This window comes from Mesorhizobium sp. RCC_202 (assembly GCF_041355295.1).
GTDB lineage: Bacteria > Pseudomonadota > Alphaproteobacteria > Rhizobiales > Rhizobiaceae > Mesorhizobium.
The window spans coordinates 28,694-53,939 of record NZ_JBFUPO010000006.1; the positions used below are offsets into that span (position 1 = coordinate 28,694).

Annotated in this window: 21 protein-coding genes; 13 read left to right on the forward strand and 8 right to left on the reverse strand. The window is 62.4% G+C overall.

Features of this window, described 5'->3' with window-relative positions:
- Nucleotides 1-208: 208 nt before the first annotated feature.
- The 4 genes from AB6802_RS15380 to AB6802_RS15395 are packed head-to-tail and all read right to left on the reverse strand — an operon-like array spanning nt 209 to nt 4,026.
- Nucleotides 209-1,390 (reverse strand): mandelate racemase/muconate lactonizing enzyme family protein, encoded by a 1,182-nt coding sequence (locus tag AB6802_RS15380; protein ID WP_371010980.1) that lies wholly within the window; start codon nt 1,388-1,390, stop codon nt 209-211.
- A gap of 8 nt (nt 1,391-1,398) precedes the next feature.
- Entirely contained in the window at nt 1,399-2,388 is a 990-nt protein-coding gene (locus tag AB6802_RS15385) for a transketolase family protein (RefSeq protein ID WP_371010981.1), read from the reverse strand.
- Nucleotides 2,385-3,227, reverse strand: coding sequence for a transketolase (locus AB6802_RS15390; RefSeq protein WP_371010982.1), 843 nt, complete (start codon nt 3,225-3,227; stop codon nt 2,385-2,387). The genes AB6802_RS15385 and AB6802_RS15390 overlap by 4 nt, the downstream gene beginning before the upstream one ends.
- A 4-nt stretch (nt 3,228-3,231) precedes the next feature.
- The gene (locus AB6802_RS15395; RefSeq protein ID WP_371010983.1) at nt 3,232-4,026 is read right to left on the reverse strand and encodes an SDR family NAD(P)-dependent oxidoreductase; all 795 of its coding nucleotides are present in this window, start codon (nt 4,024-4,026) and stop codon (nt 3,232-3,234) included.
- Between the two features lie 119 nt (nt 4,027-4,145).
- On the opposite strand from AB6802_RS15395, the gene AB6802_RS15400 reads away from it, so the two are divergent.
- The 11 genes from AB6802_RS15400 (at nt 4,146) to AB6802_RS15450 (ending at nt 17,416) form a co-directional block, all read left to right on the forward strand.
- On the forward strand, nt 4,146-5,366 hold the full coding sequence (locus AB6802_RS15400) for a mandelate racemase/muconate lactonizing enzyme family protein (protein WP_371010984.1): 1,221 nt from the start codon (nt 4,146-4,148) through the stop codon (nt 5,364-5,366).
- A gap of 131 nt (nt 5,367-5,497) precedes the next feature.
- Nucleotides 5,498-7,894, forward strand: coding sequence for a thiamine pyrophosphate-dependent enzyme (locus AB6802_RS15405; protein WP_371010985.1), 2,397 nt, complete (start codon nt 5,498-5,500; stop codon nt 7,892-7,894).
- A 30-nt stretch (nt 7,895-7,924) separates the two neighbouring features.
- Nucleotides 7,925-8,935 (forward strand): C-terminal binding protein, encoded by a 1,011-nt coding sequence (locus AB6802_RS15410; RefSeq protein ID WP_371010987.1) that lies wholly within the window; start codon nt 7,925-7,927, stop codon nt 8,933-8,935.
- On the forward strand, nt 8,932-9,660 hold the full coding sequence (locus AB6802_RS15415) for an E3 binding domain-containing protein (protein ID WP_371010988.1): 729 nt from the start codon (nt 8,932-8,934) through the stop codon (nt 9,658-9,660). The genes AB6802_RS15410 and AB6802_RS15415 overlap by 4 nt, the downstream gene beginning before the upstream one ends.
- An 83-nt stretch (nt 9,661-9,743) precedes the next feature.
- Nucleotides 9,744-10,508 carry a GntR family transcriptional regulator gene (locus AB6802_RS15420; protein WP_371010989.1) on the forward strand — a complete coding sequence of 255 codons (765 nt, stop codon included), beginning with the start codon at nt 9,744-9,746 and terminating at the stop codon, nt 10,506-10,508.
- 264 nt (nt 10,509-10,772) lie between these two features.
- Entirely contained in the window at nt 10,773-11,828 is a 1,056-nt protein-coding gene (locus AB6802_RS15425; RefSeq protein WP_371010990.1) for a substrate-binding domain-containing protein, read from the forward strand.
- 65 nt (nt 11,829-11,893) lie between these two features.
- Complete coding sequence (locus AB6802_RS15430; protein WP_371010991.1) at nt 11,894-12,961, forward strand: substrate-binding domain-containing protein; 1,068 nt, start codon at nt 11,894-11,896, stop codon at nt 12,959-12,961.
- Nucleotides 12,962-13,029: 68 nt separating this feature from the next.
- Nucleotides 13,030-14,532, forward strand: a complete 1,503-nt coding sequence (locus AB6802_RS15435) for a sugar ABC transporter ATP-binding protein (protein WP_371010992.1) — start codon at nt 13,030-13,032, stop codon at nt 14,530-14,532.
- A 36-nt stretch (nt 14,533-14,568) separates the two neighbouring features.
- Nucleotides 14,569-15,567: an ABC transporter permease gene (locus AB6802_RS15440; protein WP_371010993.1), complete on the forward strand. Its 999-nt coding sequence runs from the start codon at nt 14,569-14,571 to the stop codon at nt 15,565-15,567.
- The gene (locus tag AB6802_RS15445) at nt 15,564-16,532 is read left to right on the forward strand and encodes an ABC transporter permease (RefSeq protein ID WP_371010994.1); all 969 of its coding nucleotides are present in this window, start codon (nt 15,564-15,566) and stop codon (nt 16,530-16,532) included. The genes AB6802_RS15440 and AB6802_RS15445 overlap by 4 nt, the downstream gene beginning before the upstream one ends.
- Nucleotides 16,533-16,534: 2 nt before the next feature.
- On the forward strand, nt 16,535-17,416 hold the full coding sequence (locus tag AB6802_RS15450) for an SMP-30/gluconolactonase/LRE family protein (RefSeq protein ID WP_371010995.1): 882 nt from the start codon (nt 16,535-16,537) through the stop codon (nt 17,414-17,416).
- A gap of 227 nt (nt 17,417-17,643) precedes the next feature.
- Here AB6802_RS15450 and AB6802_RS15455 read toward each other — a convergent pair whose 3' ends face one another.
- The 4 genes from AB6802_RS15455 to AB6802_RS15470 all read right to left on the reverse strand — a co-directional run bounded on the left by AB6802_RS15455 (nt 17,644) and on the right by AB6802_RS15470 (nt 23,495).
- Nucleotides 17,644-18,615 carry an acetylxylan esterase gene (locus tag AB6802_RS15455; protein ID WP_371010996.1) on the reverse strand — a complete coding sequence of 324 codons (972 nt, stop codon included), beginning with the start codon at nt 18,613-18,615 and terminating at the stop codon, nt 17,644-17,646.
- A gap of 65 nt (nt 18,616-18,680) precedes the next feature.
- Nucleotides 18,681-19,778: a polyamine ABC transporter substrate-binding protein gene (locus AB6802_RS15460; RefSeq protein ID WP_371010997.1), complete on the reverse strand. Its 1,098-nt coding sequence runs from the start codon at nt 19,776-19,778 to the stop codon at nt 18,681-18,683.
- 129 nt (nt 19,779-19,907) lie between these two features.
- Nucleotides 19,908-22,343, reverse strand: coding sequence for an aminotransferase class III-fold pyridoxal phosphate-dependent enzyme (locus AB6802_RS15465; RefSeq protein WP_371010998.1), 2,436 nt, complete (start codon nt 22,341-22,343; stop codon nt 19,908-19,910).
- A gap of 114 nt (nt 22,344-22,457) precedes the next feature.
- The gene (locus AB6802_RS15470) at nt 22,458-23,495 is read right to left on the reverse strand and encodes a LysR family transcriptional regulator (RefSeq protein WP_371010999.1); all 1,038 of its coding nucleotides are present in this window, start codon (nt 23,493-23,495) and stop codon (nt 22,458-22,460) included.
- A gap of 104 nt (nt 23,496-23,599) precedes the next feature.
- On the opposite strand from AB6802_RS15470, the gene AB6802_RS15475 reads away from it, so the two are divergent.
- Nucleotides 23,600-24,298 (forward strand): GntR family transcriptional regulator, encoded by a 699-nt coding sequence (locus tag AB6802_RS15475; RefSeq protein ID WP_371011000.1) that lies wholly within the window; start codon nt 23,600-23,602, stop codon nt 24,296-24,298.
- Nucleotides 24,299-24,354: 56 nt separating this feature from the next.
- A complete protein-coding gene (locus AB6802_RS15480; protein ID WP_371011001.1) occupies nt 24,355-25,206 on the forward strand; it encodes a transporter substrate-binding domain-containing protein in 852 nt (283 codons plus the stop codon).
- The last annotated feature ends 40 nt before the right edge of the window (nt 25,207-25,246 follow it).

The following is a 25,246-nucleotide window of genomic DNA, read 5'->3' on the forward strand; positions in this document are numbered from 1 at the left end:
CATTTTTCGTCATCCACGGGCGGAGCGGGAGCGAAGCAGACGCGCAGACCCGAGGATCCATGCCGTGACCTCGATCGTAGGTGCGGCGGAGCAGAATTCTGGACCGCAGTGACGCTCGGGAGTCCCGGCATGGATCCTAGGGTCTGCGCCGCGTCGTTTCGCTCCTTGCTCCGCCCTAGGATGACGACGAAGGGGAGCTTCGGCTAGTCTAAGGGCTGCGCTTCCCCGTTTCTTCACGCCGTCCGAGTCGCTTCTCCCAGCCTTCCGCATGAACGTTGAGGTAGGCGTTGGGATCGTAGGGGTGATCCTTGATCGCATCGATGTCGAGATCGATACCGAGCCCCGGCGCGCCCGGCAACGACAGATGGCCGTTGTCCGGATTGACAGTCGGATGCCAGGTGACGAGGTCGCGCGTCCACGGGTCGTTGAAGGCGTCGAAATGCTCCTGGATGAGGAAGTTCGGCACCGCGGCGGCCAATTGCAGGCACACCGCCGTCGCCACCGGGCCGCCGCTCTGGTGCGGGGCGATGTGGCTGCCATGGGCAAGCGCGAGGTTGGCCACCTGCATTGACGGCGTAATGCCGCCGAGCGACATCGGCTCGGGCTGAAAGATGTTGACGCCACCGCCCGCCGCCAGCGTGTAGAACTGGCCGACCGTGTCGTACATCTCGCCCGTCGCCACCGGGATCGGTGAGCGATGCGCCACTTCGTGCACCGTCTCCTGACGGTCGCGCGACGTCGGCTCTTCCCACCAGTAGATGTCGAGATCGGCGAATTTTTGCGCCGCCTGCAGCGCCGCGATCTCAGTGAAGCGCGCATGCACGTCGATCAGGAGCAGCGTGTCCTTCGGTAGCTTGTCACGCAAGGTTCGGCAGATGGCATAGGACAGGTCCAGTTCCTCGCGCGAGATGAACCCTTGCGCCGTGCCGAACGGGTCGAGCTTGAAGGCCTTGAAGCCTTTGGCCAGCACAGCCTTCGCGGCCTCCAGAAAGGCGTCCGGCGTGCGCTCGGTGCGGTACCAGCCATTGGCATAGCCGAGCACGCTGTCGCGCAGCTGGCCGCCTAGAAGCTGGTGGATCGGCACGCCGAGGCTTTTGCCGAGGATATCCCAACAGGCGACCTCGATCGCCGCGATCACCGTGCGATGGATATGGCCGCCATCGAGCGAGACGCTGTCCAGCATGCGCTTGGCCAGCGCATTGATGCGACGCGGGTCCTGGCCGATGGCGAGATGCTTGAGCTCGAGCACACCGGCTTCCGTGGTCCTGATGAAGCCGTTCAGCGTGCCTTCGCCGATACCATGGATGCCATTGTCGGTGTGGACCTTGATGAACAGCCAATTCTTCCAGCCGGCGCCGACGGTAAAGGTCTCGATTTCGGTGATCTTCATGCGGAACCCTAACTCAGCGCAGCAATCGTTGCGATGACGGCCTCGGTGGTCAGGCCATACTTCGCTTGCAAGGTCGGCACCGCGCCGCATTCGATATAACGGTCCGGCAGGCCGATGCGCGTTACTTTCTTGGCAATGCCGGTGTCGAACAAGGCCTCGACGACAAGGCTCGCCAGGCCACCGACGACAACGTGGTTTTCCGCCGTGACGATATGTTTGAAGCCAGCGGAAAATTCGGCCACCGCCTCGGCGTCGAATGGTTTTATCGTCGGCACGTGCAGCACGCCGGCCGAGATGCCTTGTTTGCGCAACGCATCCACCGCATCCAGTGCCCTTTCGGTCATGAAGCCGGTCGAGATGATGCCGACATCGCTGCCTTCGCGTACACGCCGCGCCTTGCCGATCTCAAAGCGATAGCCCGGCTCGAACACCATAGGCACGCTGCCGCGCAGCAGCCGCATATAGACTGGACCCCGATGCCCGGCGATCGCCTCGGTCGCCGCCTCGATCTCGGTCGCGTCGCAGGGGTCGATGATGGTGAGGCCGGGGATCATGCGCATCAGCGCCAAATCCTCGATCGCCTGATGCGTGCCGCCATAGCCGGTCGTCAACCCCGGCAGGCCGGCCACGATCTTGACGTCGAGGTTGGAGTGGGCGAGCGCGATGGCGACAAAATCAAAGGCGCGCCGCGTCGCGAACACGCCATAGGTGGTGGCGAACGGCACTTTGCCGGTGCGCGCCAGCCCGGCGGCGACAGCGACCAGATTCTGCTCGGCCATGCCGACATTGAAGAAACGGTCCGGGAACGCATCGCGGAACGGCAATATGTCGGTGTATTTGCCGAGATCGGCGGTTAGCCCGACAATGTCGGGCCGGCTCTGGCCAAGCCGCGCCAACGCCCGGCCGAAGGGAGCCTCGACGCTCCGCCGGCCGCCGCCGACCGCTTCGTCCTGGCCCATGGCCAGCGTGCGGCCGACCTCTGTCGCCGTGCCGCTCATCGGGCTGCTTCCTTTTCGAACTCGGCGATGATGCCGTCCCATTGCGCCACGTCGATGCGGAAGAAGTGCGATTTCTCGCTTGTCTCGATGCGCGGCACTCCCTTGCCGGGCAGAGTACGCAGCACGATTGCCTTGGGCTTGCCATTGCGTTCGCGGGCATCGGCCAGGGCGCCGACCACAGCTGTCATATTGTTGCCGTCGATCTCCGATGTCTGCCAGCCGAAGGCACGCCATTTGTCGGCCACCGGTTCCATGTCGAGCACCACGGGTCCATCGGCCTGGATGCCGTTGCAGTCGATCAGCGCCACCAGCCCGTCGAGCTTGAAATGGCTGGCCGACATTGCCGCTTCCCAGGTCGAGCCTTCCTGCATCTCGCCATCGGACAGTTCGACGAAGACGCGCGCGTCGGATTTGTCGACGCGCAAGCCCAGCGCCTGGCCGACGCCTTGTCCCAGGCCATGGCCGAGAGAACCGCCGATCATTTCGACACCGGGCGTGGTGTCGAGGGTCGACATTTCCAGCCGACTGTTGTCGGCGCCATAGGTAACGAGCTCCTCGACCGGAAGGATGCCGGCCTCGGCCAGTGCGGCCCACAGCGCGATGGAATAGTGTCCGGTGGACAGCAGGAAACGGTCGCGGTCGGGCCACGCCAGATTCTGCGGGTCGTAACGCAATTCGTGGAAATAAAGCGCCGCCAGCGCATCGGCGATGCCGAGGCCCTGGCCGATATAGCCTTGGCCCTGGCCGCGCGCCATGGTCAGCATATGGCGGCGCAACTGCGTCGCCTTGCGTTCGAGCGCGCCGATGTCTGCAGTGCTGGGTGGGGAGTTTCGCGGCATCTGATCAGTCCTTGTCGAGCCCGCCGGACATGTTGAGCCGCTCAGCGGTCATGTATTTCGGCGCGTCGAGGCAGAGCCAGATGACGGCTTCGGCAACTTCGGCGATCTCGGCGCGGCGGCCGAGCGGGATGCGGCGCGTGCGCTCGTCGAGGAACGCTTGCAAGTCATTGCGGCCATTGGCGCGGGCGAGGTCGACTTCGGTCGAGCGCTGCATCTCGGTGTCCATCATGCCGGGCGCCAGGCTGTTGACCAGCACGCCATAAGGCGCCAACGCCACGGCGGCAGCGCGGGTGATGGAATCGACGCCGGCCTTGCTTGCCGTGTAGGCGGTGTAATCGGGCAGCGCCATGCGCGATCCGGGCGACGTGATGTTGATGATGCGTCCCGAGCGCTGCTCGCGCATCACCCGGCCCGCCGCCTTGCAGGCCATGGCGAGCGCGGTAACATTGAGCGCCAGCGTACGCGTCCAGGCCTTGTAGGAGGCATCGAGGAACGGCTCGATCACACCATAGCCGGCATTGTTGACGAGGATATCGATCCCGCCCCAGCGCGCGACCATTTTCTCGACCGCTGCTTCCGGTTCGCCCTCCTGGGTGAAATCGCTGACGATGCTTTCGGCTTCCGCGCCGGCTTCGCCAATCTGTCTGGCGGTTTCAGCGAGCCCGTCGCCATTGATGTCGGTGACCGCGACAACACAACCGCGCCGGGCCAACTGGATCGCCACCTCGCGGCCGAGGCCGCCGGCGGCGCCGGTGACCAGGGCTCTCTTTGGTGTCGTGTTCTGATTTTCGGCGGGCAAGCGAACACCCCTCCCGGTGGCCATCTTGACGGGATTGATACCGGTACCATAAATGGCTGTCAACGCCGATGTGCTATTGTCCCGTCGACCGCACGGTCCGCCGCAATGGGGAGAAAAAGATGAAAGTCGTCGCGCTCGAAACGCTGCAGCTGGCTGAATTCCCGTTCCTGTTCTGGCTGCGCGTCCACACCGATGCCGGCATCATCGGCACCGGTGAGACCTTCTGGGCGCCGGGGCCGGTCGCCGCCTACATTCACGACAATGTCGCGTCCTATCTCCTGGGCAAGGACCCGCGCGATATCGAACTGCACGACCGCACGCTGGGCAGCGTCTATGTCGGTGCGCGCGATTCCGGCGCCGAAGTGCGCGGCAATTCCGCCGTCAACATCGCGCTGTGGGATATTTACGGCCAGGCGCTCGGCGAGCCGGTCTGGCGGCTGCTTGGCGGGCGCACGCACAGAAGCGTGCCGATCTACAACACCTGCGCCGGCTACAAGCATGTCCGCGCTACGAAGAAGAACGCGCTGTTCGAGCGCGGCGAGGACTGGTCGCTGAAGGCAGGCGATTCCAATGAAGGCCCATACGAGGATCTGCTCGCCTGGCGCTACAATGCCGGTGACCTCGCCAAAGGCCTGAAGTCGGAAGGCATCGGCGCCATGAAAATCTGGCCGTTCGACATCGCCGCCGAGGCATCGAACGGCACCCGCATCTCACTTGCCGATCTCGACAAGGCGCTGGAACCTTTCCACAAAATTCGTGATGCCGTCGGCCGTGACATGGAAATCATGGTCGAGCTGCATGGGCTATGGACCTTGCCGCCGGTGCTGCGCATCGCCGAGGCTCTGAAAGCCTATGACGTCGCCTGGTTGGAGGAGCCGGTCCGTTACAACGAACTCGACGCCATGGCCGAGCTCGCTCGCCACACCGCGATCCCGATCGCCGCCAGCGAGCGGCTGGCGTCGCGGCAGATGTTCAAGCAGTTGATCGACAAGCGCGCGGCTTCGGTGATCATGATCGACCTTGCCTGGTGCGGCGGCCTCTCCGAGGCGCGCAAGATCGCCAATATGGCCGAAGCCAGCGAACTGCCGGTGACCTTGCACGATTGCACGGGACCGATCGTTTATGCCGCAAGCTGCGCGCTGTCGGCGACCCTGCCGAACGTCAACTACCAGGAGGCCGTGCGCGCCTATTTCACCGGATGGTACACCGAGATCGTCGCTGACATTCCGCCGGTCAAGGACGGCCATGTCGCGCCGCTCGAAGGGCCGGGGCTTGGTCTCACCCTGCGGCCGGAGCTTTTTCAGCGGCTTGATGCCACGGTGCGTATCACCAAAGTCTAGCTCCGAAATGGCTCCGTCCGGAGCCAGTAGACATTATGCTATTATAATCTATGATGCGCCGAAGCGAGTGACCAACAAGCTCGCCGCCGGCACCATGTCGCCCGGCGCCGGATGGATTCAGGGAGGCCTCGGTGGCAATTTCAGCAGCGCGAGCGCGCGACGATTTCAAGAGCGCTCCAAACCTGCCTGACAAGCAGGTTCTGCTCGACCTGTTCGAACGCATGGTGCTGTTGCGCCGCTTCGAGAGCATTGCACAGATCGCTTGCCGCAAAGGCGAAACGCCCGGCTTCCTGCATCTCTACATTGGCGAGGAGGCGACGGGCGTTGGCGTCTGCGCGCATCTGCGGCCAACCGACTGGGTCACCTCGACCCACCGCGGTCACGGTCACGCGCTGGCCAAGGGCGCCAATCCCGGCCGCGTCATGGCCGAGCTGTTCGGCAAGGCCGACGGCATTTGCGGCGGCCGCGGCGGCACCATGCATCTCTACGACCGCTCGGTCGGCCTGTTCGGCACCAACGGCATCGTCGCCGCCGGCATCGGCCATGCCGTCGGCATCGGCATGAGCGCCCGACAGCAGGGCCGAGACGACATCGGCGTCGCCTTCTTCGGCGACGGGGCCGCCAACCATGGTGGCTTCCATGAGGCGCTCAATTTTGCCGCCGTGCAGCGGGCGCCCGCGGTGTTCATCTGCGAGAACAATCTCTACGCCACGGCGACGCCGCTGAAGTCGATCACGCTCAATCCCGAGATCGCGACCAAGGCCGCTTCCTACGGCATGCCTGGCGTCGCGGTCGACGGCAACGATGTCTTCGCCGTCTGGCTGGCGATGAAAGAAGCCAGCGAGCGCGCCCGCGCCGGCAAGGGGCCGACGCTGATCGAGGCTAAGACCTATCGCACCGTTGGGCACCATGAGGGCGATCCGGTCATTGGCACCTACCGGACTCAGGAGGAACTCGACGCCTGGATCAAGCGCGATCCGATCGACATGTTCCGCAAGAAGCTGATCGAGGAGTACGGCATCGCCGATGCCGAGGCGTTGGCGGCCATCGAGGCACGCATCGAGAAGGTGGTCGAGGAGGCGCTGAGCTTTGCCCGCAATTCGCCCGAGCCGGACCCGGCAACGGTACGCCAGCATGTTTTCGCCGATCCGATCAATCCGCCCGCTGCCCTGCAACCGCGCGCCGTCGGCGGGACGCGCACGCAAGGCTGGCTCGAAGCGGTGCGCGACGGCATCGCCGAGGAGATGCGCGCCAATCCGGCGATCCTCTATTTCGGCGAGGGCACTGGCGAGCGTGGCGGCAGTTTCGCCCACACCAAGAACCTCTGGCAGGAGTTCGGCGCCGAACGCATGGTCGACACGCCGATCTCGGAACAAGGCTTCACCGCCGCCGCCGTCGGCGCCTCGGCCACCGGCGCGCGCACCGTCTCCGACCTGATGTTTGCCGACTTCGCGTTCGAGACCGCCGGGCAGATCTTTCTGCAGGCCGCCAAGCTGCGCTACATGACCAGTGGCCGGATGAGCGCGCCGATGGTGGTGCGCGTCGGCGCTGGCGCGCTGCGCAGTTCCGGCCCGCATCACAGCGGCATCTACCATCCGGTCTTCGCCCATATGCCGGGCCTCATCGTTTGCGTGCCATCGACCCCGGCCGACGCCAAAGGGCTGATGAAGACGGCGCTGAGGGCCGGCGATCCGGTTATCATGCTGGAACCCAAGGCGCTCTTTGCCTCCAAGGGCGAGGTGCCGGTCGGCGAGCATTTCGTCCCGTTCGGTGTCGCCCGCATCGCGCGAGCCGGCACCGACATCACCATCGTCGCCGCCGGCCAGATGGTGCAACGCGCGCTGGAGGCTGCCGAGGCGCTGACCGCCGAAGGCATTGAGGCCGAGGTTATCGACCCGCGCACCATCATGCCGCTCGACATCGAGACGATCGTCGCCAGCGTCCGGAAAACCCATCGCCTGCTCGTCGTCGACGAAGCCTGGGCGATGTGCGGTCTCGGCGGCGAGATCGCGCAGGCCATCAATGAGCTCGCCTTCGACGAGCTCGACGCCCCGCCCGGCCGGCTGCACACCGCGCCGACCTCACATCCTTTCGCGCCGGTGTTGGAGCGCGCCATGCTGGTCGACGCCGCGCGCATCGCCGAAGGCGCGCGCGATGTCATTGCCGGGCGGCCACCGGTGCCGGATCACTGGTACACGGTCGGCCTGAAGAGTGCGCCGATCCAATCATCGCCTGCTCCGGTCAAAGCCGCATCGCCTACGCCACCGGCCCCCTCGCCCGCTGTTACCGACGACCACGAGCCGGTGACCATGCCATTCGGCGACCTCACCGTCAGCGAGGGCACCGTCATCAAATGGCTGAAAGCGATCGGCGATCCGGTCAAGCAAGGCGAACTGATCGCCGAGATCGAGACCGACAAGGCCGTGGTCGAGATCGAGGCGCCCATCACCGGCACTCTAGCCGCGATCGATCAGCCGGTCGGCGCCGTGGTGCCGATGGGCGGCCGCATCGGTGGCATCAAGAAATAACCACCACAATACGAAATCCGAAGGGCTGGCATGAAGATCCTGTGCGCCAACTGGCAAGCCGCCGACGAGGCAGAACTCGAGCGTGAGCATTATCCCGATATCGAATTCATTCTCGCCAGATCGACCAATGACAAGGCGGCAGCGCTCGATCCGGCGATCTGCGAAACGGTCGATGCCGTCATCAACTATTCGCCGACCCACAATGTCGCCGCCGCTCCATCAGCCTTTCCCGAGGCTCGGATCGCCGTGCGTTCCGGAGTCGGCTTCGACAACATCGACACGGCGGGCTGGGGCGCGCGGAAAATTCCGGCTTGCAATGTGCCGGACTATGGCACCACCGAAGTCGCCGACCATGCCATCGGCCTGATGCTGGCGCTGACGCGTGGCACCTCTGCCTATGGCGCCGAGCTTTCAGGCTATGGTGCCGAAGGTTGGCATTTTTCCAAGGCGCCGCTGGTGCGAAGGCACAAGGGCGCCACCTTCGGCATTGTCGGGCTTGGCCGCATCGGGCTCGCCACCGCACGCCGCGCCGCGGCCTTCGACATGAAGGTGTTATTCTATGATCCGCATCTTCTGTCCGGTGTCGATTTGTCGACCGGCCATGAGCGGGTCCATTCGCTTGGTGAACTGATGGGGCGGTCCGATGTGGTCAGCGTGCACACACCGCTGAGCGAGGAAACCCGCAAGCTGCTCGGCGCCAGCGCTTTCGACTCTGCTAAGCCTGGCCTTGTGCTGATCAACACCGCGCGTGGCCCGATCGTCGACCTCGACGCGCTCGAGGCCGCCATGCGCAAGGGCACCGTTGCCGGCGCCGGGCTCGACGTGCTGCCGAGCGAGCCGGGCGATCTCGATCATCCGCTGCTCGCGGCATGGCGCGCCCGGGAGCCCTGGATCGCCAACCGGCTGATCGTCACACCGCACGCCGCCTTCTACAGCCCGGCATCGATGCGCGACCTCCGGCTGAAATCGATCGAGGTCGTGCATGCCTATCTCGCCGAGGGGCGGCTCACCAACTGCGTCAATTCAGAGTATCTGAAATGAACATGGCGGCGTCATCGACACGGCGGCTCGCAGCTTCGCCCTATGCCCGTCGCCTGGCGCGCGAGCGGAGCCTGCCGCTCGAAGCGCTTCGCGGCAGCGGCCCCGGCGGACGTATCCTGGCCGCTGATGTGCAGGCTTTCGTTCCGGCTGCCGCGCCGGTCGTTTCACCCGATGCCTTCGCTCCCGTGCCGGCGCCTTCTCCCGCCGCGTCCCACATCGCTGCCTTTGCGACGTCCGTTGCCCTCGGTGCGCTGCGAGATCTGCTGACGGCGCTTGAGAGCTCGGGACATGTATTCGCTCTCGACGACGTGTTGTTGCGCGCTGCCGGTCGAGTGTTTGCCGAGACGGCGGACGCCGCCAAGGTTGATGGCGTTGCCGTGGCGTTGGAACTGACGGGCCGCCAAGCTGTGTTCGCGACAAGTCCGGAGATGTCCCTGACATCGCTGCGCGCAATGCGGCTTGCAGCTTTGAACGACAGCCGTGACGAAACGGAAAAACCGGCGGCGCTGTCCCTGAGGCTGCTTGCGGCAGGCGACATCCGGCCGGTGATGATGCCGCTCTTGCCTCGCCGCGCGATGCGCCTGACCGTCTCGTCCAACACAGCGGGCGACGATGCCGAATGCCTGCTGACGGTGAATGCGGCAAGCGTTGATGAGGCCGCTGCTGCCTCGTGGTTAGCGACCCTGAAATCGGCGATCGAACAGCCGCTCCGGCTGTTCGTCTAAGACGGTTGATCGCCAACAGCCTTGCCTAGCCTGTTGCAAAGGAAGCTATTATAAAAGCTTCGACAAGAGGCGCGACGAGGCACATGGACCATCCTACCATCGACAGTCTTCCCAGGCGCACGCTCGGCCGCGCCAATGGCCCGCTCTATCGCCAGTTGGCCGACATATTGCGCGAACCGATCGGCAACGGCACCTTTCCCGTCGGCGGCGAACTGCCGAAGGAAGCGACCATTGCCGAGTATTTTGGCGTCAGCCTGATCACCGTGCGCCAGGCGCTGCGCGATCTCGAGGCCGACGGCCTGATCCGCAAGCGCTCCGCCAAGCCTGCGGTGGTCGCGGCGCGCAGCCCCTCGGTCAATCTGAGCTGGAAGTTCAAGAATTTCGCCGACATGGCGGCCTTCACCAAGGACGCGCAGTTGAAGATAAAATCCTACCGCAAGGAGGTTTCGCCCATACTCCAGCGCCATTTCGGCATGGGCAAGGACGAGCCTGGCTATTGCCTGCGCAGCGTGCTGTCGATCGGCGAGCAGCGCAAGGCGCAGATCACCACATACTTCCCGCCGGACGTTGGCGCCCGGCTGAAACGGGAAGATTTTTCCGACGTGTTGATTTTCCGCTCCGTGCAAAAACATCTCGGTCTGCGGCTCGACGTGGCGCATGTCACGGTGCGTGCCGAGATCGCCGACGAGGCGGTTGCCGCCGATCTTGGCATCACACTGGGCAGTCCGGTGCTGACGGTGGAGATGCTCTACCAATCGGCGGATCAGCGCAGCATCGAATTCTCCGTTGCCCGCCACCCCGCCGATATCTTCAGCATCACCTACGACGCGCCGAACGATCTGTCCTGAAACGTGCCGAAGCCGGTATTTTCCGATGCGGAGCGCATAGACAGGCTCATAAAATTATAATAGCATGATAGCTAGGCTGAAGCGCTGGCCACGGGAGACGTTGCGCGGGAAAATCCAGCGCATCCCGCTCGCGGAAGCAGCCTCGGGGGAACGTCCGGTCAAATTGACATTCGCAATTGGTACCGGTATCAATTTGTCGTCTTCATCCGATCAAGATGGCGCAGTCCATCACCGGCTGAGGCAGGAAATACAGGGAGGAAGACCATGAAATTGAGGAGCTTGAGCGCCGTCTTGCTGGCGTTTGCGGCGTCGACGGCTGCGATGCCTGGCCATACCGAAGACAAGAAGCCATACACCATCTATCTCTCCAACAATTTCGTCGGCAATGACTGGCGCCAGCAGATGGAGCGCGTTGCCAATGTGGCGGTCAACAAGGGTCCGCTGAAGGGCCGCGTCGACCTCAAGATCGAAAATGCCGAAGGCACTGTGCAGGCGCAGATCAATTCGCTGAACAACATCATCCGGCAAAAGCCGGCCGCGATCCTCATCGATGCGTCGTCGGCCGAGGCGCTCAATCCGACCATCAAGAAGGCCTGCGACGCCGGCATCATCGTTGTCAGCTTCGACCAGACCGTGTCGGCCGAATGCGCCTACAAGATGCATTCCGACTTCGACATCATGGCCAACAACCAGGCCGAATGGATGGCCTCCATCCTCGGCGGCAAGGGCAAGGTGCTGATGGATCGCGGCCTCGCCGGCGCGCCGATCTCGGAACAGTTCGAGAAGAATTTCGGCGCCGTGCTGAAGAAATATCCGGGCATCGAGATCGTCGGTTATTTCAACGGCAATTATGCCGCCGGTCCCGAACAGGAAGGCGTCGCCAGCCTGCTTGCCGCTCATCCGGAAGTCGACGGCATCTTCTCGCAGGGCTACGGCACCGGCGCCATCAAGGCGTTGCAGAATGCCGACCGGCCGATGGTGCCGATCGTGGCCGCGGCCTTCAACGGCACCGGCGTTACGTGCGCAGAGACCAAGGGCGCCAAATGCTGGCTCGGCGCCAATCCGCCGTCGCTGTCCGCCGAGGCAATCAAGCTTGCCGTCGATATTCTCGACACCGGCAAGAAGCCGGCCGACACCACCGTTCTGTTCAACTCGCCCGGCCTGACCACGGATATGGTCGATGCCAAATACGCGCCGAATTCCTCGGCGGTGAAGATCGAGCTCGGCAAGACCGTATTTCCCGATCTGGCGCCGGGCCTTTCCTTGCCAGTGTCGCCGAGCTGGGTCGAGATCACGCCGAAGGAGGCCTCGGGAACCTGAGTTGATGAGTGCAAGGCGCAGCATGCGGCGCCGCTGTTTCGAAACGAAAATGGGAGGAGAAAATCATGAAAACATTGAGCCGTAACATCGGCCTTGCAGCACTTGCCGCCACGGTGATGGCGATCGGCATGCAAGCCGGTCATGCCGAGGACAAGAAGCCCTACACTATCTATCTCTCCAACAATTTCGTCGGCAATGACTGGCGCCAGCAGATGGAGCGTGTCGCCACCGTGTCGGTCAACAAAGGGCCGCTCAAGGGACGCGTCGACCTCAAGATCGAGAATGTCGAGAACACCGTCCAGGCGCAGATCAATTCGCTGAACAACATCATCCGCCAGAAGCCGGACGCCATTCTCGTCGATGCCGGCTCCGACTCTGCTTTGAACCCGACCATCAAGAAGGCGTGTGACGCCGGCATCGTCGTCATCTCCTTCGACCAGGTGGTGACCGAGCCCTGTGCCTTCGCCGTCGCCTCCGACTGGGACCGCATCCCCTCGGTGATGGCAGAGTGGATGGCGACGCAGCTCGGCGGCAAGGGCAACATCATCCTCGACCGCGGCCTTGCCGGCGCGCCGATCTCGGCGCAGTTGCAGGGCGGCTATGAGAAGGTTCTGGCCAAGTATCCCGACATCAAGGTCGTCGGCTATTACAACGGCAATTATGCGCTTGGACCGGAACAGTCCGGCGTCGCGGCGCTGCTTGCCGCCAACCCGAAGATCGACGGCATCATGACGCAAGGCTATGGCTCTGGCGCCATCCAGGCGCTGAAGGATGCCGGCCGGCCGATCGTCCCGGTCGTCGGCTTCTCTTACAATGTCGCCGCCGTCACCTGCGCGCAGACGCAAGGCGCCAAATGCATCCTTGGCTCCAACCCGGCCTACCTCTCCTCGGAGGCGATCAAGCTGGCCGTCGACATTCTCGACACCGGCAAGAAGCCGGCTGAACGTTCCGTATCGGTCAAGGGCGACTTCGTCACCACCGATCCCTTCGAGTCCAAGCTGTATCCGGGCACCAAGATGATCAAGATCGCGATTGGCGAGAATGCCTTCCCCGATCAGGCGCCCGGCCTGACGCTGCCGATCACGCCCGACTGGGTCGAGATCACCGCTGCGGAAGCCGCGGGCAGCAAGTAACATCCCGTGACCACGACCCTGTCTCCCGGCATCGCAAGATGTCGGGAGAGCTTTTCGAAGGCGCATTCATGGACCTCGTCACCGTCAACGGCCTGTCCAAACGCTATGGCGGCATTGTCGCGCTGAGCGAGGCGACGTTCAGCGCCCGTGCCGGCGAAGTGCACGCATTGCTTGGCGAGAACGGCGCGGGCAAAAGCACCTTCATCCAGATCCTGTCGGGCGCGGTGCAGCACGATGGCGGCTCGATCCTGGTTGATGGCCAGGACTATCGCCCGGCCCATCCTGATGCGGCCCAGGCGCGCGGCATCGCCGCCGTGTTCCAGGAATTGTCACTGATCCCCGATCTCAGCGTCGAACAGAACATCTGGTTCCGCCACGAACCGCGAACCTTGTTGCGCACCGTCAACCGCGGCGAGATGCGCCGCAAGACGCTGGCGCTGCTGGAAAAATACAATTTCCCGACGCTGCGCCCCGACCAGGAGCTGCGGCGGCTGACTCTTGCCGAACGGCAGATCGTCGAGATCGCCAAGGGATTGGCCAAGGACCCGCGCATCCTGATCCTCGACGAGGCGACCTCGGCGCTACCGGCGCGGGAGGCTGAATGGCTGCTCAAACTCACCCGGCAACTGGCGGCCGAAGGCCGGCTGGTCATTTTCATCTCGCACCGCATGGCCGAGGTGCGCGCCATCGCCGACCGGCTGACCATCTTCCGCAATGGCGGCACGGTCGCCGCGCATGACGCCAATGCGGTGTCCGACAACGAGATCGTCACCCAGATGATCGGCCGGCATCTTGACCGGCTCTATCCCGAACGCATCGCCACCGCGACCGATCGCATCGCGCTGAGGACCAAGAACTTCTCCAGCGGCAGCCGGCTTTCCGGCGTCGATTTCGCACTGCGCGAAGGCGAGGTGCTCGGTGTTGGCGGCTTGCAAGGCCATGGCCAGCGTGAACTCTTCCAGTCGCTGTTTGGCGCCACGAGGGCGAGCGGCACGATCGAGCTTTGGGGAAAGCCCACATCGATCGGCAATCCACGCCAGGCGCTGACCGGCAAGGACGGCATCGCGCTGGTGCCGGAAGACCGGCGCGGGCAAGGCCTGCTCTTGACCAAGAGCGTGCGCGAAAACCTCACTTTGTCGGTCATAAAGCGCTTCACCGAAAACGGCCTGCTCAGCCGGCAAAAGGAAGCGGCGTTGGTCCAAGAGATGGTCGACTTCCTGCGCATCAAGGCCGGCACGCCGGAACAGCTTGCCGGCACCTTGTCCGGCGGCAACCAGCAGAAGGTCATCTTCGGTAAGATGCTGCTCACCCAGGCACGCGTGCTGCTGCTCTACGATCCGACGCGCGGCGTCGATGTCGGCACCAAGGGCGAAATCTTCCAACTGATGCGCGACCTCGCGGCCAAGGGCTATGCGATCCTGTTCCATTCCAGCGACATGCCGGAACTCGTCCATGTCGCCGACCGCGTGCTGGTGATGCGCAACGGCCGTATCGCCGCGACGCTGGAGGGGGATCACATTTCGGAGGAGGAAATCCTGCGCGCCGCGATGCTTGAAACCAGGGCGGCCTGAGGCATGGTGATGTCCGCTTCGGAGAGACCGTTGGAGATGGCGCAAAAGCCAGCTGAAATGAAGCCCGCCAAGCCGGGCATCGACTGGCGGGGCCGCTTGCTCGACCGCGCGCCGTTCCTGGTCGCCTGCCTGATGCTGGCGTTGATTGTTGGCATCTATGGCAGCTTGCAATCAGGCGTCTTCACGCTGGATGAGATCAACCTCGACACGGCGGCGGCGATGACGCTGATGCTGGCGGCGACGGGGCAGACCATCGTTCTGCTGCGCGGCGGCATCGACCTGTCGATCGGCGGCATGATCAGCCTCGGCACGGTGATCGCGGCAACGCGCTTCACGGATGATCCATCGACTGTTGCGTTGTGGACGTTGGTCATTCTGACGCTCGGCTTCCTCATCGGCGCACTCAACGGTCTGCTGATTTCGCTGCTCAAGTTGCAGCCCTTCCTGGTAACGCTCGCAACCTGGTCGATCCTCAACGGCGTCGCCATGATCATTCTGCCGACCGACGGCGGCAGCATTCCCGGCTGGTGGGTCGGCTTCGCCTCCGCGCAGTTCGTCGGCCTGACCAGCCCTGTCTGGATGCTGCTGGCGCTACTGCTGTTCTGGTGGTGGTTCCGGGCCACCGGCGTCGGCCTAACCATCCAGGCGACAGGCTCCAACGAAAAGTCGGCCTTCCTGTCCGGCGTTTCGATAACAAGAGTCAACCTCGTCACCTATGGTCTGTCCGGCCTGTTCGCGGCGGGGGCGGCGCTATTCCTGGTGACGCAGACCGGCGCCGGTTCGCCAACCATCGGCAAGGATTATATCCTGCCTTCCGTGGCGGCGGCGGTCATCGGTGGCGTCAGCCTGTTCGGGGGGCGGGGGCATCTCGCCGGCACGCTGATCGGCGCTTTCGTGCTGACCCTGATCGGCAATCTGGTCTTCGTCCTGCATGTGTCGAGCTACTGGCAGCCGGTCGCGTCCGGCGTCATCCTGCTGCTCTCGGTGCTGGCCAGTTCCGTCGCCGAAAAAGCCGCAAGGAACCGCGTCCAATGAACGCCTTCCTCGCCCGCAACCGGCTGATCGTGCTTGCCTATGCCGGCATGGTCGTGCTGCTCCTGGTCACGGCGCTGTTCTCGCCGGGCTTCCTCTCGGTCTCCAATATGCGCTCGACCGTCGTGCTGGCCGCCTTCGTCGGCATTGTCGCGCTCGGCCAGACCTTCGTCATCATCGGCGGCGGCATCGACCTATCGGTGCCCTGGGTGTTGAATTCGGCGGCCATCATCATGGCGCTGCTGTGCGGCGGCCAGGACCTGCCGCTGGTCTGGGTCATGCCGATGCTGCTCGCCGGCGGCGCCTTCATCGGCCTGATCAATGGCATTGGTGTCGCCCAGTTCGGTGTGCCGCCGATCATCATGACGCTGGCCACCAATGTCATCCTGCAAGGCCTGATCCTGGTGCTGACCGGTGGCTCGCCGACGCCTTCCGCGCCGGCTTTGATCCAGTTCCTGTCGGTCGGGCGCGTCGGTGGTTTTCCGGTGATCGCGCTGATCTGGCTGGCGCTGACCCTGGTGGCGACGCTGCTGCTTTCCAAGGCGGCGTTCGGCCGCCATCTCTATGCTTTGGGCACCAGCGCCACGGTCGCCGAATTCTCCGGCGTGCCGACGGCGCGCACCACCATCCTGACCTATGTCATCTCAGGCCTCACGGCTGCTTTCGCCGGCATGCTTTTGACCGGCTATTCCGGCCAGGCCTATCTCGGCATGGGCGATGCCTATCTGTTCACCTCGATCGCCGCGGTGGCCATTGGCGGCGCCTCAATTCTCGGCGGTAGCGGCCACTATCTCGGCACCGTCGCCGGCGCCATGGTGCTGACCATCCTCACCGGTCTTTTGCCGGCGCTCAACCTGTCGAGCGGCGCGCTGCTCATCGTCTATGGCGCGGTGATCCTGCTCACCGTCTCGATCGGCAGCGAAACCTTCGCCGGCCTCGGCGGCAGATTTCGCAGAAAAGAGGGCTGACCATGGTCGAAATCACTTGCGTCGTCGGCGCCAGGGCCGAACTCGGTGAAGGCACGCTCTGGGATCCCAAGGCCGGTGTGCTGTGGTGGATCGACATCTGGAAGAAGCTGATCCATCGCTACGATCCCGCGACCGGCAAGGACGAGACTTTCGAAACGCCGGAGTATCTCGGATGCCTTGGCCTGCGCGAAAAGGGCGGCCTGGTGTTGACCATGACCAACGGCTTCCACTTCTTCGACCCGGCGACCGGCAGGTTCGAGGCGATCGTCGATCCGGAAGCGCACATGCCGGCAACCCGCTTCAACGACGGCAAGCCGGACCGCCAGGGACGCTTCTGGTCGGGCTCGATGTTCGAAGTGCCGGGCCAGCCGATCGAATTCATCGGCGCGCTCTACAGGCTCGATCCCGATCTTTCCGTGCACAAGATGGTCGACGGCATCGGCTGCTCCAACGGGCTCGCGTGGAGCCCGGATTCGAAAACCATGTATTTCTCCGACAGCCATGCCGGCGCGGTGTGGGCCTATGATTTCGATCCCGCCACCGGCGGCATCGAGAACCGCCGCACCTTCATCGACATGACGGTGACCGGCGGCGTCGCCGACGGCGCGACTGTGGACGCCGAGGGCTGCTACTGGGTGACCATCCCGGTGACCAGCAAGGTCTGCCGCTACGACTCCAAGGGCAAGCTGATGCAGACCGTGCTGCTGCCGACCGACCTGCCGACCTGCTGCGAATTCGGCGGCAAGGATCTCGACATCCTCTACGTGACTTCGGCCGTGCTCAGGCGTCCCGCCAGCCATTTCGTCCGCCAGTCAAATCCAGGCGGCCTGTTTGCACTTGATGTCGGCGTCAAAGGCCTCACCCTGCCGGCATTCAAGGGTTGACGATTCCAAACAGCGGCTGAGATCATCAGCGGCATCTTCACTCTACGGTCGCGTTACGGACCGATTCTGTTCCTGCGGTTCATCCTCTGGGCCGCAGTCACACGTGGCGACAAAAAGCCCTTATTTTTGCTGCTGATGATTGTAAACCAATTCAGAGAGCGCCTGCAACTTCCAACAACTTGAACTCAGGATCACACTCTGCGACCGTGTTTGCTTAGAGACGGTCGTCAGCTGACACCGAACAGTTCGCTGAGCCACGCCATCTGTTCGCGCTCCTGATAGCCCTGCCCGCCTTCATGGTTGTTGAATTCGTATTCAACGATGGTCTTTTCGCCCGCGTAGGCATTGAATGCGCCATAGACGGTAGAGGGCGGACAGACTTCGTCCATCAGGGCCACCGAAAACAGCGCCTTCGCCTTGGACTGCCGGGCGAAGTTGACGCAGTCGAAGTAGTTGAGTGTGTCAAAGACTTTCGCCCTCTTTTCGCGATGCTGCGCCAGGAAACGGACTATTTCCAAGTAGGGATCGCGCACGGCGGTCTGCACAGCTCGCCGAAAGTCGCACAGAAAGGGCACGTCGGGCATTACGGCCTTGACACGCGGATCGATGCCGCCAACCGCGAGCGAAATACCCCCGCCCTGGCTGTCTCCGCAGACCGCGATGCGTTCGGGATCGACGAAGTCCAGCCCTAGGAGAGCATCTATCGCCCTCACAGCATCGGTAAACAGGCGTCGGTAGTAGTAGTCGTTCTTGTCCAGCACGCCACGCGTCATAAAGCCGGGAATGGACGAAGTCGAGCCGACCGGATCCGCGGTCTCACCGACGCTCCAGTCGCTTCCCTGCCCCCGTGTATCCATTCGGAAATAGGCAAACCCTGACGCCGCCCAATGCAGTTGCTCATGCGCCAAGCCGCGGCCGCCGCCATAGCCGATGTACTGCACGACGAGCGGCAGCCGTCCCTTGCGATGCGTCGGCAAGATTAGCCATCCTTTGATCGGATGACCGCCAAATCCCGGAAACGTGACGTCGAAGGACTGGACCGCCTTGAGCGTCGTCTGCGCCGGCGCGATACTGACCTCGCCGCCGGCCTGGCGGGCCTCGGCGATGGTCGACATCCAGAACTGGTCAAAGTCCCCGGGCATGGTGACACCGCTGACATACGCGCCCAGTTCGGGCTGGATCAGATCCGGGAACGGCATTGTCCCTCCAAAGTTGAATGGGAAAAAAGCCCCAAGGCGACGTGACCGCGCCATCCATATCCCGTTTAGCTGCCCGTCTTGATCTGGGTCCAGAGGCGGGTGAGGACGCGCTGCTCCTTGGACCCGTAGGGAGAAATCGTGAAAAGCTTCTTGAGCGTTTCCTCCGTCGGGTAAACCGACGTGTTCTTCAACACTGCTTCGTCGATGAACTTCTGCGAGGCGAGATTACCGTTGGCCGTTTGGACATAGTTGGTTGCCTTGGCAATGACTTCCGGTCGCATCAGGTAGTTGATGAAGGCGTGCGCCTCGTCGACATGCTTGGCATCAGCAGGGATCGCTAAATTGTCGAACCACATATAGGTGCCTTCCCTGGGGATCAGGTATTCGATCTTGACCCCGTTCTTGGCTTCATTGGCGCGGTTCTTGGCCTGCAGCACGTCACCCGACCAGCCGATGCTGATGCATTTATCGCCATTCGCCAGATCGTTGATATAGGCAGAGGAGCTGAAGGTGCGGACGTAGGGCCGGATTTTCGTGTAGATGTCACCGCCGGCTTCGAGGTCCTCTTTCTTCTTGCTGTCGCCGTCCTTGCCGAGATAGTTCAAGGCAACGGCCACGGTCTCCTCCGGGGCATCGACGATGTTGATGCCGCAGTCCTTTAGCTTGGCCGCATTCTCCGGCTTGAAGAGCACGTCCCAGCTGTCGATCGGCATGTCGCCGAGCGCTGCCTTCACCTTGTCGACATTATAGCCGATGCCGGTGGTGCCCCACATGTAGTTGACGGCATATTCGTTGCCTGGGTCATACTTGGCCAGGCGCGCCATCACGTCGGGCCACATGTTCTTGAGGTTCGGCAGCTTGGACTTGTCGAGCTTCTGGAATACGCCGGCCTGAATTTGCCTGGCCAGAAAAGGTCCGGTTGTAACCACCACGTCATAGCCGGAGCCGCCGGCAAGCAGCTTGGTCTCAAGAATTTCGTTCGAATCGAAGGTGTCGTAGACAACCTTGATGCCGGTCTCCTTGGTGAAATCGTCAAGGATGGAACTGTCGATATAATCAGACCAGTTGTAGACGTTGACGACCTTTTCCTGCGCCAACGAGACGCCTGCGGAAAACAGGACGGCCGTCATCGTGACAGCCAGTCCGAATAGCTGTTTCTTCATGAAGATTCTCCTGTTTGTGGCGCTGCCATTCTGGTGGCAGGCTGTTGCTCCATTCTCAAAGGGGAAGAGAGGCGTTGATCCCTCTGGAGGCCCGCCCGTCATCCGTTCTCTGGCAATGAATTGGCGGGCTCATTGCTGCCTTCTCAAGCTGTCATCAAAAGCGTTGACGAAGATGTCGACTTCGTCGCGCGACCAAATCAGCGGGGGGCGTAGCTTGAGCGTGTTAGGCGTGCTTTTCCCGATGAGGATGTTGCGGGCGAGCATGCCGTCAATGAGTCGCTCGGTCTGTGCGATGGCTGGCTGCTTTGTTTGGCGATCCGTCACCAGTTCCACGCCGGTCATCATTCCAAGTCCGCGTACGTCGCCGATGATGGCGTGCCGTTCAGCCAGACGCCTAAGCCCCTGTCGCAGATAATCTCCGATGGCGGCGCTCCGCTTGATCAGGTCTTCTCGCTCGATGACGTCGAGCACGGCCATGCCGGCCGCGCACGCGACGGTGTTGCCGCCGAAGGTGCTGAACAGCAGCGGATAGGTGCCATTGAGGAACCGGTTCATGAGTGCGGAGCCGAGAATGACGACGCCGAGAGGGTGGCCATTTCCAACCGGCTTACCCATCGTTATGAAGTCAATATTGTCGTCCTTGAGCCCGTTTGCCGTGAACCCCCAAAAAGTTCCCATGCGGCCACAACCGGCCTGCACCTCGTCCGCGATGACGAATCCGCCCGCCGATCGGACCTTTTCGGCAACGAGATTGAAATAGTTTTCAGGCGCCCGCAGCACCCCGCTCGAACACAGGGCGGTGTCGACCATGAATGCCGCCGGCCCGTGGCCCCTTTCGCGCAGGGTGGCTATCGCCCGGTCGGCGTCGGCAGCGTATTTTTCCGCCGCTTGCGGGTCGTTGGCGAAAGGTCCCCTGTACATATCCGGGGCCATCAAGGTTTCAATTCGCTTGGGATGCTCGTCAGCGGGAAGGTGACGCCAGCTTTCATTGGAAAGCGCCGTCGTGAGCTCGGTGCAGCCATGGTAAGCTTGGTCGATGATCAACCCGCCGTCTTGTCTGCTGAGCGACATGGCTATCTGCATCGCCAGGTCGTTGGCTTCGCTGCCCGAGTTGACGAAGATGCAGGTGTCGAGGTGATCAGGCAGGTCGGCGGTCAGGCGCGCTGCATACTCGACCGCCACGTCGCACATGTACCGCGTATTGGTGTTTAGCGCGCTGGCCTGGCGGTAGATCGCTTTGGCCACGTGCGGGTGGCAATGTCCAATCTGAGGGACGTTGTTGTAGACATCCAGATAGGCGGTGCCATCGGCGGCATACATCCAAGCACCGTGGGCGCGCACGAGGTGCAGTGGCTTTTTGTAGAAATGCCAGATTGGTCCGAGGTGCGCTTCGCGCTCACGCCTGAGCGCCTCATAGTCATAAGCGAGGTGCCCGCCATCGTCGCTCAGAGCGCCATACACCGGAAACCGGCATGCCTGCCGAAGCCGACGAACCGCCTGTGCGCGACCCTGGCGGCTGAGCAACTCCATCATTCGAGGATAATGGCTGGCATTCTCGATATGCGGGATGCCGGATTCATCGCTGCCCTCTCTCGCGGCCACGATGACGGTGGCCATGGCGAGGCGCAGGAGCAGCGCGTCGAAAAGGAGATCAATCTCGATATCTTCAAGCGGGTATGTCGAATCGAATCCCGATGTCACGTCGCAAAGATAGGCGATCGGATCGTCATCATGGCTCGAGAATGTCTCGGAGGCGGTGGCGATGTCCGCAACAATGGAATTGTGGCCCATATCGCCAAAATCGATGATTCCAACCGGCGATGTGCTGTCATTGGGATCGACAAGGATATTGCCGCCATGCGAATCCTGATGCACGACTTGGCGACGCGTCTTCAGCAATTGGGGAAGGGTAAAGCGCTCGGCGCGCTCGAAAATCTCCTCGCACAATTGCCGAAGGCTGGCGTCGGAGATCTTTGCTATCTGCGGGCGCAAGGCTGCGGCACGTGAGATGTCCCAGAGGTGCGCATTGCTGCCCGCGTAAGGATGAAAAAAATCGCGCAACGCGTAGGCAAGCCGTCCTACCATTGCGCCTATGTTGAACCGGGTACGGGCGCAAAACGCTTCCTCAACCTGCTCCATCACCTTTCCCGGAAGGAAAGTAAGCACACGCATCATGTGCCGGGAGCCGCGCTCGTCGCCGATCCATTCATAGGGTTCGCCAGAGAGGGACGGAACAACGCGAGGCACGGGAAGGGCGGGATCGCGCTCGAAGATATGGTTCAGGGCTTTGACCTGCATATCCACGACGCCTTCAGGCTCGCTCGCATTCGATATCTTGACGACGACGTCGCGACCATCGGCGCGCTCGATCCGCCAGGATAGATCGCGCTCGGAAGCCAGTTGCCTGTACGTCCCCTCGATCCCGTAACGGGCCGCGACGACGCGCCTTGTCGCATCCAGCGAAAAATTGGGAAGGTTGCGAAGCAGCAGAGCGTCCGTGCTCATTCGATACCTGAAGCCAAAGATCAAAACGCTCGACGCGGCGGCCACGTCGCTGCTGCACATTTGGCAGGGAAGTCCGCAGATGGCGTTTTTGCCCTGCGCATCGCCAGCCGTGCTAGAGCCTAGACCTCTGCCGGCGTGGAAAGAATATCATTCAAAGAACCGATACATTGGTTTTTACAAATGCATCCGGTGTGCCTTGATGATCGTGTCGCGGACATAGGCGACGTTGGCAGCCTGTTCGCCTGCGCGCGTGGCGACCTCGATGTCGGCGAAATAGGCCTCATCTGCCATGGGAAGCCGGCGCAGACGCCCCTGCTGTTCGAACAAGCTTGCAAAATGTATCGGCAGGACCCCGAGGTAGGCGCCAGATAGAACCATCAAAAGCTGCGCCTCAATGTCAAAGGTTACGCGGTTTGCGGCCGGGTTGTCGAAGCAGTGTCGCCGAATACCATACCAATAACCTCTGTGTACCCAGGGATGACCGTAGCATTCCGTACTTGTAATCGCTTCGTCTTTTCGGTGAAACAGGGGATGCGCTGACCCGCAAAACACCGCATGCTCTTCTCGGTAGATGATCTGGTATTTCACGCTTGCGACTTTGATGTCGGAACCACCTATTCCAATGTCTATCTCGCTTTCGGCCACCGCCCTCGTTATGTCGTTGGGTCGCATGATCTTGAGATTCAACTCTATTTCCGGTGCTGTTGCGGAAAGCTCGGCGATTGCATCGGGAATCCGTAGATTCGGGTCGGTCGCCATGCAGTCGACAATACCGACGCCGACCTTTCCCGCCAAAGCGCTTCTGAGGCACGAAAGCCGGGCCGAGTTGGCGTCCAGCATCCCGGCGATTTCCGTGCTGATTTCGTAGACCCGACGCCCCTCCTCCGTTAGCGAAAACCCGCGACGTCCCCGTTCACACAACTTCACCCCGAGCCGCTGTTCAAGCGCGGTGAGATGGTTGGAGACCGTGGGTTGGCTAAGCGATAGTTCCATCTGCGCCGCAGACATGCCGCCATTGCGGGCCACGCTTTCAAAGACGCGAAACAGATGGAGATCGGACCCCGATATCTTCATGAAAGCAGATTGCACCAAATGCATCGGATGGCAATTCGAGGAGCCGTCCGCCGACGATACACCGTCAACGCGGTCGGCATCGAACGCTAGCAAATCGAAACGGCCACAAGCCCGCCAGGCGCGTCCGGATAGGTGCACTGCCGACCACTCTCCCGCCTAAGAATGCCCTAATCGGGTATTGACGCCGCCTCAATCCGGATTTTATGATACGTGGATACAAAAATACTTTCCGGGGGTGCCGAGTGCCAGCAGCCTTTTCCGTAGAGCCACCCACATCCGCGACTGCGGAGCAGGAAGCGTACAGGCATGTTCAGCGGGCCCTTCGCCTCGGTCGCTACAAACCGGGCGACCGGCTCATTCCCGAGGAGATCGCGGCCGAGATCGGCATGAGCCGCATGCCGGTGCGAGAAGCCTTTCGGCGTCTGGCTGCCGACGGGCTTGTGGTTCTGCGCCCCAACAGGGGCTGTGTCGTCGCCGGACTCACGGTTGATGAACTGTACGAGATCTTCGAGATACGTTCCGTTCTGGAGGGACTCGCCGTCAGGCTGGCGATGCCGCGGATCGATGAGGAGGAACTCGAAGAGTTCGAGCGCCTCCTCGAACGCATGGAGCGCGCCGGGCAGACTGGCGGCAGCGACTGGGTGGTCCGCCATCAGGAATTCCATGGCCGCATCTGTGCGCTCAGCAGGAGGCCCAAGCTCATCCACCAGATTTCGGCACTGCATGTGGTGATAGAGCCTTACATGCGCCTCTGGTTCGATGACGCCGACAAGCCGCTATCCGCACGCGAGGAGCATGCCACCGTGATCGCGGCCCTGCGATCGGGCGACGCTCTTCATGCGGAACAGGTCATGCAGGATCACATTCTCGGCACAGCACCGATGTTGGCCGAATTCGTGACTCCGAGTCCGGGATCAACCCGGGCAGGAGAAAAGGCCTAAGACCGGCAAAAAGACCGGAACCGGCCTCCAGATCAACATAAGAAAGGGGAACGTATATGAAAATTCATAGCCTGGCCGCCGTCGCGGCCGTATTCGGCATGCTTGGCTTTGTCCAGTCCACATTCGCTGAGGATGCTCCAAAGGCCATAACCATCGCGACCGAGGGTGCCTACGCACCCTGGAACTTCACCAACGCAGACGGCAAGCTCGACGGTCTGGAGATCGATCTCGCCAACGATCTTTGCGCACGGATGAAAATCAAATGCACCATCATCGCCCAGGACTGGGACGGTCTTATTCCATCGCTGAAGGTTGGCAAATTCGATGTGATCATGGCCGGCATGTTCATCACGCCGAAACGCCTGGAGACCATCGACTTCACGCAGCCTTATGCGATCGATCCGGGCGGGTTTGCAGTCGCCAAGGATAGCGATCTGGGGAAGCTCGGCGCTTCGGCCGAGAAATTCAAACTGGACGATGAGGCTGCTACCAAGGCCGCGGTCGACAAGTTGAAGCCGCTGCTGAAGGGCAAGGTGGTCGGTGTCCAGGCGGCCACGGCCATGCTCGAATTCGTCAAGAAATACTTCGGCGACACGGTGGAAATCCGCGAATACAAGACCACGGAACAGCATGATCTCGATCTGGCAGCGGGCCGCATCGATGCGATATTCGCTCAGAAGACAGCACTTGCCGCGACGCTCGCGAAACCTGAATTCTCCGGCTTCACGGTTGCAGGTCCGGGCTTTGTCGGCGGCCTGTTCGGCGCCGGAACGGGTGCGGGACTGCGCAAGGAAGACACCAAGCTCAAGGAGATGCTGAACGACGCGATCAGCGCCGCGATCGCTGACGGCACCATCAAACGCATCTCGGAAAAATGGGTGAAGACGGATGTGACGCCGGTCAAGTAGGCGCTGGCGGGCCTGTCTGGCGGATCGGCATTGATCGACC

What these genes read in the sequence shown, in the direction of transcription:
- AB6802_RS15450 (WP_371010995.1), top strand. Translation starts at nt 16,535, where the DNA reads ATGGTCGAAATCACTTGCGTCGTCGGCGCCAGGGCCGAACTCGGTGAA.
- AB6802_RS15435 (WP_371010992.1), top strand. Translation starts at nt 13,030, where the DNA reads ATGGACCTCGTCACCGTCAACGGCCTGTCCAAACGCTATGGCGGCATT.
- AB6802_RS15420 (WP_371010989.1), top strand. Translation starts at nt 9,744, where the DNA reads ATGGACCATCCTACCATCGACAGTCTTCCCAGGCGCACGCTCGGCCGC.
- AB6802_RS15425 (WP_371010990.1), top strand. Translation starts at nt 10,773, where the DNA reads ATGAAATTGAGGAGCTTGAGCGCCGTCTTGCTGGCGTTTGCGGCGTCG.
- AB6802_RS15480 (WP_371011001.1), top strand. Translation starts at nt 24,355, where the DNA reads ATGAAAATTCATAGCCTGGCCGCCGTCGCGGCCGTATTCGGCATGCTT.
- AB6802_RS15440 (WP_371010993.1), top strand. Translation starts at nt 14,569, where the DNA reads ATGGCGCAAAAGCCAGCTGAAATGAAGCCCGCCAAGCCGGGCATCGAC.
- AB6802_RS15410 (WP_371010987.1), top strand. Translation starts at nt 7,925, where the DNA reads ATGAAGATCCTGTGCGCCAACTGGCAAGCCGCCGACGAGGCAGAACTC.
- AB6802_RS15415 (WP_371010988.1), top strand. Translation starts at nt 8,932, where the DNA reads ATGAACATGGCGGCGTCATCGACACGGCGGCTCGCAGCTTCGCCCTAT.
- AB6802_RS15430 (WP_371010991.1), top strand. Translation starts at nt 11,894, where the DNA reads ATGAAAACATTGAGCCGTAACATCGGCCTTGCAGCACTTGCCGCCACG.
- AB6802_RS15380 (WP_371010980.1), bottom strand. Translation starts at nt 1,390, where the DNA reads ATGAAGATCACCGAAATCGAGACCTTTACCGTCGGCGCCGGCTGGAAG.
- AB6802_RS15465 (WP_371010998.1), bottom strand. Translation starts at nt 22,343, where the DNA reads ATGTGCAGCAGCGACGTGGCCGCCGCGTCGAGCGTTTTGATCTTTGGC.
- AB6802_RS15445 (WP_371010994.1), top strand. Translation starts at nt 15,564, where the DNA reads ATGAACGCCTTCCTCGCCCGCAACCGGCTGATCGTGCTTGCCTATGCC.
- AB6802_RS15385 (WP_371010981.1), bottom strand. Translation starts at nt 2,388, where the DNA reads ATGAGCGGCACGGCGACAGAGGTCGGCCGCACGCTGGCCATGGGCCAG.
- AB6802_RS15460 (WP_371010997.1), bottom strand. Translation starts at nt 19,778, where the DNA reads ATGAAGAAACAGCTATTCGGACTGGCTGTCACGATGACGGCCGTCCTG.
- AB6802_RS15455 (WP_371010996.1), bottom strand. Translation starts at nt 18,615, where the DNA reads ATGCCGTTCCCGGATCTGATCCAGCCCGAACTGGGCGCGTATGTCAGC.
- AB6802_RS15400 (WP_371010984.1), top strand. Translation starts at nt 4,146, where the DNA reads ATGAAAGTCGTCGCGCTCGAAACGCTGCAGCTGGCTGAATTCCCGTTC.
- AB6802_RS15390 (WP_371010982.1), bottom strand. Translation starts at nt 3,227, where the DNA reads ATGCCGCGAAACTCCCCACCCAGCACTGCAGACATCGGCGCGCTCGAA.